Annotated in this window: 6 protein-coding genes and 1 CRISPR repeat array (1 of these 7 cut by a window edge); all 6 genes read right to left on the bottom strand. The window is 59.5% G+C overall.

What is annotated here, in order from left to right; translation table 11 throughout:
* Positions 1-3,511: a CRISPR direct-repeat array (repeat unit 28 nt; unit sequence TTTCTGAGCTGCCTGGGCGGCAGCGCAC) (it extends 1,446 nt beyond the left edge of the window).
* Between the two features lie 129 nt (positions 3,512-3,640).
* Positions 3,641-4,210 carry a type I-F CRISPR-associated endoribonuclease Cas6/Csy4 gene (gene cas6f / locus L1073_RS08255; RefSeq protein WP_246898343.1) on the bottom strand — a complete coding sequence of 190 codons (570 nt, stop codon included), beginning with the start codon at positions 4,208-4,210 and terminating at the stop codon, positions 3,641-3,643.
* A 3-nt stretch (positions 4,211-4,213) separates the two neighbouring features.
* On the bottom strand, positions 4,214-5,245 hold the full coding sequence (gene csy3 / locus L1073_RS08250) for a type I-F CRISPR-associated protein Csy3 (RefSeq protein WP_246898341.1): 1,032 nt from the start codon (positions 5,243-5,245) through the stop codon (positions 4,214-4,216).
* Positions 5,246-5,262: 17 nt separating this feature from the next.
* Positions 5,263-6,222, bottom strand: a complete 960-nt coding sequence (csy2, locus tag L1073_RS08245) for a type I-F CRISPR-associated protein Csy2 (RefSeq protein WP_246898339.1) — start codon at positions 6,220-6,222, stop codon at positions 5,263-5,265.
* Positions 6,215-7,582 (bottom strand): type I-F CRISPR-associated protein Csy1, encoded by a 1,368-nt coding sequence (csy1, locus tag L1073_RS08240; protein WP_246898337.1) that lies wholly within the window; start codon positions 7,580-7,582, stop codon positions 6,215-6,217. The genes csy2 and csy1 overlap by 8 nt, the downstream gene beginning before the upstream one ends.
* 406 nt (positions 7,583-7,988) lie before the next feature.
* Positions 7,989-11,330, bottom strand: coding sequence for a type I-F CRISPR-associated helicase Cas3f (gene cas3f / locus L1073_RS08235; RefSeq protein ID WP_246898336.1), 3,342 nt, complete (start codon positions 11,328-11,330; stop codon positions 7,989-7,991).
* Positions 11,327-12,301 carry a type I-F CRISPR-associated endonuclease Cas1f gene (gene cas1f, locus L1073_RS08230; protein WP_246898334.1) on the bottom strand — a complete coding sequence of 325 codons (975 nt, stop codon included), beginning with the start codon at positions 12,299-12,301 and terminating at the stop codon, positions 11,327-11,329. Before cas1f ends, cas3f begins: the two co-directional genes overlap by 4 nt.
* Positions 12,302-12,339: the final 38 nt, after the last annotated feature.

Genomic DNA, 12,339 nt, shown 5'->3' with positions numbered 1-12,339 from the left:
TCTGAGCTGCCTGGGCGGCAGCGCACCGAAGGGTTCGCCGATGGGCTTGCTTGACCAATTTCTGAGCTGCCTGGGCGGCAGCGCACGAATAGCGCGCGTAATTCAGCACGATGTACCATTTCTGAGCTGCCTGGGCGGCAGCGCACATTACGGCAATCAATCAGACGCTCAATGGGCTATTTCTGAGCTGCCTGGGCGGCAGCGCACTCTACTGTGTCGCCTAGCTCGGCGGCTACTATTTTCTGAGCTGCCTGGGCGGCAGCGCACTCGAGACCGTCTTACCGACGACGTATGTCAATTTTCTGAGCTGCCTGGGCGGCAGCGCACCGCAATCCTGGATGAAGCCCTGCGTCATCTCCTTTTCTGAGCTGCCTGGGCGGCAGCGCACCAGCACGCCGCGCCCCAGCATCAGCATCACGCTTTCTGAGCTGCCTGGGCGGCAGCGCACCGTCTGGATTGCCGACCCACAGATCGGGCACTTTTCTGAGCTGCCTGGGCGGCAGCGCACCGCCGCGTCGCGCAGATGGTGATACGCGGCAATTTCTGAGCTGCCTGGGCGGCAGCGCACGTCGGGCCCGAGCATGAAAGTGCCTACGAGCATTTCTGAGCTGCCTGGGCGGCAGCGCACCTACCAAGATCATCGGCAATGTCGAGGTCGTGTTTCTGAGCTGCCTGGGCGGCAGCGCACGGCGCCGGCGTCATTGGCCATGTGTGGCTCGATTTCTGAGCTGCCTGGGCGGCAGCGCACGACTCGGTTCGGGACGCTCGGAGTCGCTATTATTTCTGAGCTGCCTGGGCGGCAGCGCACACGATGCTCGTCACTTGGCGAGATACGCGGGTTTTCTGAGCTGCCTGGGCGGCAGCGCACCATTGTCGAGTTCGCCTCGTAGCTCGACGTGCTTTCTGAGCTGCCTGGGCGGCAGCGCACAGCGATATCGGCGGCCAGGTGGGTGCGTACCATTTCTGAGCTGCCTGGGCGGCAGCGCACTGCGCGGTGGCCACCCGTCGCACCAGTCGCTATTTCTGAGCTGCCTGGGCGGCAGCGCACTGGGAGCCGCTGGGGTTCCTAAGTAAGAAACTTTTCTGAGCTGCCTGGGCGGCAGCGCACTCATCGCGTCAGTTTGCGCCGTAGCATGGCCATTTCTGAGCTGCCTGGGCGGCAGCGCACGGCGACGCCGAGCAAAGGCAGTGACGGCGCTTTTTCTGAGCTGCCTGGGCGGCAGCGCACTCAAGGGCATGTTCTCGCGCTTCACGCCAGGCTTTCTGAGCTGCCTGGGCGGCAGCGCACGTAAGCTTGATAAGCCATGTCGTAACGCAATTTTTCTGAGCTGCCTGGGCGGCAGCGCACTTGTCGTTTGGCACGCCTGACTTGTGGTTTTTTTTCTGAGCTGCCTGGGCGGCAGCGCACATGATAGCCGTCGGCTGGCGCGCCGGGCATCTTTTCTGAGCTGCCTGGGCGGCAGCGCACTTACTTAGTGCGGAACAGCGCGAATCCTTCCTTTTCTGAGCTGCCTGGGCGGCAGCGCACGTGGCGCCACTGGGATATCGACCGTAGCGACATTTTCTGAGCTGCCTGGGCGGCAGCGCACCTCCTTAATGATCTTGTTGAGGCTCGCCATTATTTCTGAGCTGCCTGGGCGGCAGCGCACACCGTCGATAACTACTGCATACGTTTTCATCATTTCTGAGCTGCCTGGGCGGCAGCGCACCCGGCGGCAATGCGCGATTGGCGACTCACGACTTTCTGAGCTGCCTGGGCGGCAGCGCACACGGGCCGGCTGCGCCTCGATGCCGTGCCGGATTTCTGAGCTGCCTGGGCGGCAGCGCACTCAAAAATTCCCAAAAACTATGGGTGACGCATTTTCTGAGCTGCCTGGGCGGCAGCGCACACGGAGCTCCATACTGAAGTCTGTTGTCTGAGATTTCTGAGCTGCCTGGGCGGCAGCGCACTCGCAGTCATTCGGCGGACGCCTGATCAAGATTTTCTGAGCTGCCTGGGCGGCAGCGCACCCGGTGGCTTCTTCACCTGGCTCAAGACCAACTTTCTGAGCTGCCTGGGCGGCAGCGCACGCGAGAAAGAAGCGCAGCGCCTCGCGGTCGTTTTTCTGAGCTGCCTGGGCGGCAGCGCACGCCATGCGGTATTCGTCTTCACTCATCCCGCTTTTCTGAGCTGCCTGGGCGGCAGCGCACACTACCGCTCGCAGATCGAGGTCGTAGAAGATTTTCTGAGCTGCCTGGGCGGCAGCGCACGTCGGACACGGCGATAATATCGCCAGGACGCATTTCTGAGCTGCCTGGGCGGCAGCGCACGTCGGACACGGCGATAATATCGCCAGGACGCATTTCTGAGCTGCCTGGGCGGCAGCGCACCTGACATGACCAAACCCCGCATGCGCTTTCGTTTTCTGAGCTGCCTGGGCGGCAGCGCACGCCACTGCATCGGCTCCACCATCACGGAAGCTTTTCTGAGCTGCCTGGGCGGCAGCGCACCGCGAAGCGCTTGCGGCCTTCCTGCTAAATGATTTCTGAGCTGCCTGGGCGGCAGCGCACGTACAACAATTAGGCCGCGTGTTGCGCTTAATTTTCTGAGCTGCCTGGGCGGCAGCGCACCGATTTAACGCCGCAGGCGTGCGTGCTGAAATTTTCTGAGCTGCCTGGGCGGCAGCGCACCGTAGAGTATCGACTTGTGGTTATCGTCACACTTTCTGAGCTGCCTGGGCGGCAGCGCACATGAGTCGCCCAATGCTTGAAGTCGTCCTGCATTTTCTGAGCTGCCTGGGCGGCAGCGCACCACGCGGCCAGCGCTGTCGAGGAAGGGATCTGTTTCTGAGCTGCCTGGGCGGCAGCGCACGCAGTATGATGAGGAGAATGACGGCGGTCATTTTTCTGAGCTGCCTGGGCGGCAGCGCACCCTCGCCGCTCGAGACGATCACCACGCTTTCATTTCTGAGCTGCCTGGGCGGCAGCGCACGGGTAGACCTGGCTGAACCCCAATTGCGGCAATTTCTGAGCTGCCTGGGCGGCAGCGCACCTTGATGCTTTCCTTGATCGGGTCTTCGATCATTTCTGAGCTGCCTGGGCGGCAGCGCACGGCGCGCAAACGAAATGCGTCGCAAAAAAGAATTTCTGAGCTGCCTGGGCGGCAGCGCACGTCGCTTTCCTCTTGCTGCGTGGATTTGCGGTTTTCTGAGCTGCCTGGGCGGCAGCGCACTGGCCTCAAGCTGTATCTTGCCGTCGCCTCGTTTTCTGAGCTGCCTGGGCGGCAGCGCACTCTCGTTCCAGACACAGAGGATGGCGGAGACGTTTCTGAGCTGCCTGGGCGGCAGCGCACACGGAATAACGGGTGCGTGTATAGTTTGGGAATTTCTGAGCTGCCTGGGCGGCAGCGCACATTTTTTTAAGCAATTCAACATCTTGCTCGTTTTTCTGAGCTGCCTGGGCGGCAGCGCACATGCGCTTCGTCTTGTACCAGCAAGCGCACGCTTTCTGAGCTGCCTGGGCGGCAGCGCACTAGAGCTTATCATAGCTAAATGCCTGATTGTTAAAGAGCATTCGTGCAAAGAAAGCGCCACACCCTTTTGTAAGGGGTGGCGCTAGGTCATTGATTTATAAGGCACTTAAAAACAGCGCCAAAAAAGGGTCAAAACCACGGCACGGTCGCTTCACGGCTCAACCCATAGTGGTTGAAGTGTCCAGCCGCAGGCTCGTCCAGGGGGGCGCCGTGTTCGATAAACAGTGCAAAGCGTTGACCACTAGAACGGCTGTTCACTTGCACGAACGGCAGTGAGATCTTGCGTTCTGCGGGAGCCGATAGGCACTGGCGCGCTTCTTCTTCGCTGATGTCGTGGCGACGTGCGTAACGCTTGACCCGGCTTGGGCCGCCCGTATTGAACTGCCGCCGTGTAACACGACAATGGCGCGTCGCCGCCGGCACCGGTGCAATATCGGCAAGCTCGACGTGGTCACGCATGCCCGCCAACCATGAAAGCGCCATCAGTTGCTCGAGCCGCTCTTGTCGCGCATGTAGCCGCAACCGATCACCCGGTGTGCGTGCCCGCACGCCGGTTTTGTGATCGGGCAGGCTCACGCCGATATCATCGGCCTGCAGATCATAAAGCGCCCGATGGAGCTTGCTGTAGAGTGCGTTCATCAGCATCGACGCCGGAAACTCCGGATCCGGCCGTAGCCGAATATCGAGATAATGGTCCATGACTTACCCCGCTTCGCCGAAGACACCACCGCGAATCAAGGTCGCCATCACGAAGTGCTGCTGTTCCGTTTCCGGCACTTGATCCTTGATCATCCAGTTATCCAGTAGCGAATAAAAATCCACTTTCTGCTTGGGCTGGCGATAGGCGGCACCCTGAGTGGTCACGGAGCCATAAGGCTCGACGGCGATGGGGCCGAGGTCACTGCCATCTTCCGGCGCCGGATACCAGGTATCGATGGTGCGGATGGCATTGCCGAGCTTCTGGGAGTGGATGGCGGCCACATCGCCAACGCTATAGAGCGTCTTGCTTTTATCGCCCCGTCCGCGCTCCAGAATCAGCTCTTGTGATGGGAAAACTTCCTGCCCGTTACCCACATGCGCAAAGGCGATGACTTCCAGGATCAAATGACGCTCGCCCGCGAGGGCGTCCGCAATATCCTGAGCCAACTCCGAAGTTTGCGTATCACTGTCAAAACCGCGGAGTGACAAACTCAGTGCATCGAATGTCCATTCTTTGGCGACGTGGCCCTTTTCCATGCGTCGAATGCGCACCTCGACTTGTTCGGCGCCGACCCGGTTACGCCACAAGAAACGCCCATTCGCCAGGTTTTGGGCATAACGCCGCGCCAATTCACCGAACCCTTGCGCCTTCACATAGTCCGCAACGGCCTGTTGCAACTTGGCTTGATAGTCGGCGTTATTGCATGCCGAAGGGGTACCCGCGCCGCCCAGCACCCGCAACGTGAAACGTGCCATCAGCGTGTCGGTGTCATGGGGCAAGGTGGCGACATCGACGGTCTGGAGGTTGGGATTCTCGATTGCGGCATCGAGCTTCGCAGGATCTTGCTCCTTGGCCTTGAGGCGGTTGGAGATCGTACCGCGCACCGACTTTTCACGAACCGACACCGCCTGCCAGTCTTCCAGCGCATCACGTTGCGACCATTGCCCGGCATAGAGCAATGCATCGGAGGGATCGAGTTTACGTTCAAAGGCGAGAACGGAAGCAGTTTTCAAAGCGTCGTCTTTCTTAGCCATTGTTGGGCTCCTTGTCATTAGGCGCGGTGCGCGCGCTGGGCATAGTCGTTGTTAAGGCGATAAAGGCCGGCATCGAGGTCGTTATCGACGTACCAAAGCAAGTCTTCGGGGCACGTCAAACGGTGAGGACTGATCCACTGCCCGATGGAGTAAATGCTTTCCACGAAGCGAAACGGGGTTTGCGTATCGCGCGCATTCGCCACACTACCCGGCTCGAAGTGTTCGGAGATGGCGCCATACCCCACCGGAATCGGCACCAGCCAACCGGGATAAGGGCGCCGTACTTCCCAGCTCACCTGTTCACTCTCGGGGTCGACATGGCATTCATGGTTGAGGCGCGATAGATCGAGCCACGCATCCAGCGCCGTCGTGTTTTCGTCTTGGGCTTGAAGCGTCCCGATGTGCTCGGCAAGACGATCATCGCGTAACACCAGGGCAAAACCTGGCAACCAACGGCGTTTCAGACGCTTGAACTGTTTTTCGCGCTCACTCGAATCGTCATCCAGCGCGATCCACATCGGGCGTTGCCGATCCGGGGAAACACGCGGATTCGGCATCACACTGCCACCCGCTATGCGCATACCGGCCACGATATCCCCCGCCTGTTGTGCAATCTGCTGGCGCTGCTCGTCCGTCGCCTTGGCAGTGATCGCAAATATCAGGGTAATATCCAGATGGATGCGGCCTTCTTCGACAATGGCAGCCGTACCACCGGTTTTATCGACAGGGTTGCGTGTGAGGTGAAAAGCGCGGGTGTAACCGCCTTCGGTCGCTTGCGCCTCGACGTCGTGACATATCACCCCAATACGATCCAGCGATACGTTGATATCCGCCGCCACCAGCTTGCGTTCCAGTGCATGCATCATGCCCACAAAGGCGCTCATGGCCGGAAAGCCCCACGTCATCGGGCTGGAAATCGCGTTAGCGTTTTGGATGCGGAGACGCGGCAGTACTAGAAGGTTTTTGACGTTACTCATTGCCTTCTCCCTCCTGCCAATCGTCGAGACTTGCCAGGTCGTCCATCAAGGCCTCCATCCAACGACGGTCACTATCAAACAAGCGTTGCTGGCTGGCATCCCGGGCAAGCTCCTTATGCCAATGGCGAAATTCCACATCGCCCAGGGGCAACTTGCCGCCGAGTGCCTTGTTGAGCCAATTAGCGAATCGCCGCCGAATCTCGTCAGGCCAGTCGGTGCTATTGCGGGCGTCGCGAAATTCGCTATCGTCTTGCGCACGGCCAGGATCCAGCCAGAAGGCTTCTTCTATCACCAGGCGACAGTTTTCGTCGGCGCTCCAGCCCGGTGGAAGTCCGTGCATCTGCATCGTGAATAGTGCGAGCTCATCCAGGATCATGGCGGTGTAGTCATCGCGCAGATCACGGGTATGCATATCCGTGTTGGGGTTTGTTTCCAGAAATCGCTTCAGGTCACCGACCAGTACCCGCACCTCCTTGCGCCAACCAAATATTCCGGGGTCGTCTAGTACTGACTCGACCTTCAGCGGTGGACGAATATCGCGAACGTTCCAGCGCGGCGGTAACGAGGCTAGTAGGTAGTTATTACCGCCTCGCTCGCTATTCAGTTGCGAGATATTCTGCGGCTTGGTACCGCCCATCTTTTGTGACGCAATATTGGGATAGTCATGAACTTCCTGCTCACCCAACTTCCCTTCGCGTTTGGCCTTGCGGGCCTCCTTGGCCTCGTCGCTAAACCGGTCGCGATTGATCGTCTGAAAGACTTGATGTGCCAGCGAGGTTGCATAGAGCGGCGCCAATAGATGGAAGTCATCGTCATCGGCCGCATCTTCCCCCGTCAGCCAGTAAACTTGCTTGGCACGAGTATGAGAGGCGTGTTCACCGCGAGGCTCGGTAATGGCGGCAAAGGCCTTCATCCAAGCTTGTGACTGCTCTGCATTATCGCTCAAGGCACGCGCCAGCTCGGTGTCTTCCTCCAACACTCGCTCCAGCAGCGATTTGCCATCATACTCGAGCTTCAGGAATTTATAGACATCGAGTGCAGCCGCATTACCTACGACATCGCCATCGAAATCCGACGGTAAGACATGGCTTCCCACCCCTTGATGTTTATCCAGAGACTCTGGGGGCGCATAAAGATTAGAGCCCTTTGCATCTGGATGAATGGGTTTAAGGGAGTGGGTTACGACTTGCAATTGGCTGACACGCCGCGCGGCGTCTTGGAGCCAGTTTTCACGCTGAAACTGCTCAACCAACGTTTGATACTTGGGATCATCGGTAGCCAGCTTTTCCGCTTTGGTATCGAAGCGCTCTTTCAAGAACGCCTCAATTAACTCACGGATGCTCTGCCAGCCACCAGACATAGTGGGCATAACATGTCCTTACGGGATGGGGCTTGGTAAAAACAAGCGCTAATGGGACAATGAGCCCCGAGGCAAAAACCTCAGGGCTGTTTGGGTAGAAAATCTATACCCTCCTAACGGAGCAATAGCCAATCACCCTCTCACCTCCTTACTGCTACAGCACAGTTACCAGGTTATTTTGTCTCTCCACTGGGCGTCGGCCGCCACCGCCGCCCAGTGACTTCAATCCTAGCACCCAGAAGGTAAAAGTCAACCTATCAACTTACACTATCAGTTAAACGTTAATCTTTCCTCTGTCGACCTGTGCTATGATTTTATGCCTGCCGAAAAGCAGCTCAGAAATATCACCTAACGCTATCAATTGTTTGCTGCCGTACAGGTAGCTCGGGCTGGCCTCAGCCAGCCCTCACTTCTTCACAAACCCCAGCACGGGATGATAGCGCCACCCATGCGTGCTTTCGGGTGCATTGACGATGCCGAACGTGCGTGCGGCTTTATCGAGCGAGATATCCAGGTCCTCGGCGAGATCGGCAAGCGCGGTCAGGTAGTCATCGGCGCCCCAGGGCTGAATGCGCTCGCCCCGTTCATGCTCCAGGTCTATCCGCGCCATCAAGCTCTCTTCGACTTCTACGTACAGCGTTTCACCACGCTTGGCACCGTCTTCCACGCGATGCAGTGTCCAGGTTTCGCCGCCCTCGTCGGGTAATAGCGCGAGCGCTACGTCAGTCTGGGTGGGTTGGCGAAAACGCTGACGCTGGGTGAGTACGCCGGTCAGATGCATACGCGGCACGGCATACCAGCTATAAGCTCCCAAGGGCGGTGGTGACGGCTCCATGCCCAGCCTGCGCTCTTTTTTGGTCAGCGGCGGCGTGGGTGGCTCCAGCATTTGCGTTATCAGCCGCTGGTGCTCCAGATCGACCAGGCTATCGCGTGGGGATAGCGTCTCGCGTGCCAGCACACGGGGGCGAGCGTCGATGATCTGATATTCATCCGGCGCGAGCAGCGCATCCAACGAGTGATTATTGAGTCGCCAAGCCTCATCGGTCTCGAATCCCGGACGCTGGAAAGCGAGTCGCCCAGGGTCTTCCAAGTGCTTGAGGTTGGTCTCCAGGAGCTGGATATTCGGCGTGTCGCAGCGTTTATCGCGATGGCGCCATACCCGCCCGGCCAACTGAATGATCGAGCGCATGGAGGAAGGCTCGACAATCGCCCAGTCATAGTCGTGGTCGCGACCAACTTCGGTGACCGGGCTCCCGAGCACGATAAACAGATGGTCGGCTTCGTCGCTGCCATCAAGTAGACGCCGGATATCGGCCTGCTCGAACACACGGTCCGGCTCGGCACGTTGCAACGTGCGATCCAAGCGACGTTCGATTTCCGAGCGCATCACCAGCGGATGCCGCGAGTGGTACACGCACAGATGGATGCGTTGCCCAGCGAAGGCGCCTTGTTGGAAGAGCGATCTGGCAACATCGACCAGCGGGTCGATATTGGCCATGCGGATCAAACCGAAGCTTACGCGCTTGCCGGTGACAGGATCAGGCGAATGGTGACGCTCGTGTAGCTGAGCAGCCTGTGTGCGCAGCACCTCGGCCAGGCCAGCACGAATATCTTCCGGGCGCTTGCCCAATGCCGGCAAGGGAAGGAGTTCGCCTCGGCGGCGCACGGGACTCTCGGCCAGGCGCTTGAGGCGTCGCGTCGCAAAGGCAGCATGCGCGGCGCTGAAGGCGTCACCGTCGGCGCAGTCCTGATGCTGACGATCATTTTCGTCGAACCACGCACAGCAGATATCCACGGGCTGGCCTGGCTCGCCGCGATGACACTGATAAGCTTCACGCCCGCTGCGATATGCCTCATACAATCCGTGCACCAAGGCAGGCGGCAAAGTGGCCGATGACAGCAATACGCGCGAGCCGAGCAAGCCGGCCCAATGGACCAGGCGTGTCAAAGCCGGCAAGTCGTTGATATCGAAGTCGTCGATTTCATCGAGCACCAGATCACTACTCATCAAACGCAGCATCGGCGCGATCTGGCGTCCACCTCGCGTGCTTTCAGTGGCGGGCACCAGGTGGTCCACGGTGCAGACGAGAATGGGCGCGGCGATCAGCGAGCGTGTGCCCGGCTCATCCCCCAGGCGGCGAAGCACGGGATGCGTGTCGATATTGCCTTCGTATACCACGTGGGCATCTTCATCGATCAGCCCTTGCGTCGAGGCCGAACCGCTGGCTTCGGCGTCTTGCTCGTAGTGCTCGAATAGGGCCTTGTTGGCACTGCCCCCGACCCGCACCGCGAGCTCATCTTCCCCGAGATGCAAGCGCTCGCGCAGCGCCTGGCCGGTTTGCAGCGTAAGCGTGCGAAGTCCCAGCGCGATGCTAAAACGCGCACCCTGCTCAGGGTCGGCCAAGGCATACATGATTCGCCCGTTGGCCAGCGTTTTACCGCAACCGGTGGAGGCCATGTTGATGCCGAAAAAGCCCTGGCGCTGGCTACGCTCACGCAGCGACTGGGCAAGGTCGAACGCCTTGTCCTGCCAACGAAAGCGAGGATGGTCGCTTCTCTTACGAAAGCCTTTATGCCGCGCCAGACGTGCTAAATGGCTCTCCACGGTCGGCAAGGCACGCGCGATGGCACTAGCGTGCTTTTCGACTCCCAGAATATGCTCATCGAGCAATTGGTTGGGTTGCCCCGTCTTGCGCACGGTATTGGCCACCAGCGGATAGCCGGGTTCTCCTCTTACCCGCCTGGCCGGATCTTCAAGACTCGAGTAGTGGTGATCCGCCAGCATCAGAGAAAGGCGCGAGAGATGCATGACATAGGGGCTATCGAGCCAGTTCGTATCACCGGATAATCGCGCTAGCAATCGTTTCGCCTGTTTGGCGGCGCGCTCACGCCAACGTCGCGTGGAAAGCGGTAGCCCTTGACTGAACGTCCAATACGGCGTGACCCGTTTCGGCTCCTGAGTCGTGGGGATCTCGTTCCACTGCGCATTGATCAGCGACAGCACGTCTCCCAGTTGATCCATTTGCAGCGTGACATTCTGGCTACCCCAACGTGTCGCAGGATTCGAGATATCGTCGGGTGGCTTGAGCGGTATGCGGTGGTGACTCACGATCAACCACCCGAGAGCCGCAGCCAAGGGCGGCAAACGCCGGAATATGGCAGAAGGCTCGGGATCGAGCCCATCGCGCTCCATATTCTCTAGCCAGTCTTGCTCTTGATAACGCCCCTCGGCGAGTCGCGCGAGCCAGGTCGCATCATCATCGTCACCGACGAAGGCCTGGAAGAGCCGCAGCGACGCCCATTCATGACGGTAAAGGTTGCGCCCTTCCAGCTTGCCTTGCAGCCGTTGCTGGAAGGCCAGAGACGCCTTGCCCAAGTCGTGCAGCAATGCTGACATGGACGCCAGCAGCAGAATATCCTCGCCACTATGCCAGTCGTTTTCGTCCTCGCGGCGCAGAATATCCCGTGAGGTGGTGTTGGTCGGTACCGCGCCCTGGAGGTTGAAGCGCTTGGCATCGCCGACGACCCACATAAGCTCGCTGTGATCGTGCCCGCGAATCCAGTGGCATGCCACGGCGGTATTCTTGCGCGCCGTCTTGCGCAGCAACTTTCTCAGCGTATCGAGCCCTTCGAGCGTAATCGGGGTTTGCCAGGTACGTTCTCCCCGGCGCTCGGCGAATTGATCGAGGACGCGCCGCGTTTCCTTGAGCGCGTTCTTGTTGCACTGGGAGACCAGCAGCACATTCATGCGTCAGGCCCTCCGAGGTCGAGGGCCACGGCTTTGAGCGTATCGATCATGAAGTCGAGGGATTCGGTACGCGTCAGTCGCTCGATACACGCCTGGCGAAACTCCTGTTCTTCGTCTCCTTTCATGGCCGAGAGAAACGCTTGCGGGAGAATGATGGCGTCCTTGACCAGGTCCGCGACATCGAAGACCAAGCCGCCCCGCCGCGTCTTGCCATGCAGCACCGCCAAGCCATGGGGAATCCCCAGGACCCAGGTCGCCGTTGCCGCCAGCCCGTAGGCGAGGTAATTGCCATGATCGAGAAACCGGTTTGCGGGGTCGGCCCCACTCCCCCGCTTGGCACGCGTGAACTGGCCATACTTCACCGCTTGCGCCGCCAGCTTGAACAACGTCTTGGTCAAACGCGCTTCGAGCGTCAGCAATTCCACGGTATCGGACGCACTGGCAATCGCCTCTCTATGTTGTGCCAGTGCATCACTCAAATGCTGTGCGGATATGTCAAAACCTGCCTCCTTGAGCGGCCGGCTTTGCCAGAGCGATTCGATGCGCGATAACCGCGCCATCTGGAAGGCGCGGGCAGCGTCGAGGCGCTTGTCGTCATCGAACCAGAAACGCACCCAATGCTGCATATACTCGGTCGGTCGATATTCGCTCTGCGGGGTCAGCCAGGCGACATCCACATCGACTTCGTTCGCCGCGAACAGTGGCGTGCCGCCACCGCCACAGAACCCCACCAGCACCCCGGCCTTTGCCAGCTCGCGCATCGCGGCCTGGGTAATCGACGTGCCCGTTCCCAGCAGCAGCGATGTCGTGTTGGCAATGGGAATGTTCCAGTAGCGCGATTGCTTGCCTTCGTCGGTGACGTACTCGACACGACCGCCATTGACCAGGACTCGGCAATGTTGGAGGTAATACAGATTCGCGCGTTTGGAGTGCAGGATCGTTTTTAGATCCGACGGTGACAAATCATCCATGGAACCTCCGGCATTGGGGGCGACTACAACGGCTTACG

This window comes from Chromohalobacter nigrandesensis (assembly GCF_023061285.1).
Taxonomy (GTDB): domain Bacteria; phylum Pseudomonadota; class Gammaproteobacteria; order Pseudomonadales; family Halomonadaceae; genus Chromohalobacter; species Chromohalobacter nigrandesensis.
Note: the sequence above shows the minus strand (reverse complement) of the source record. Positions and strands in the feature narration are given on the sequence as shown.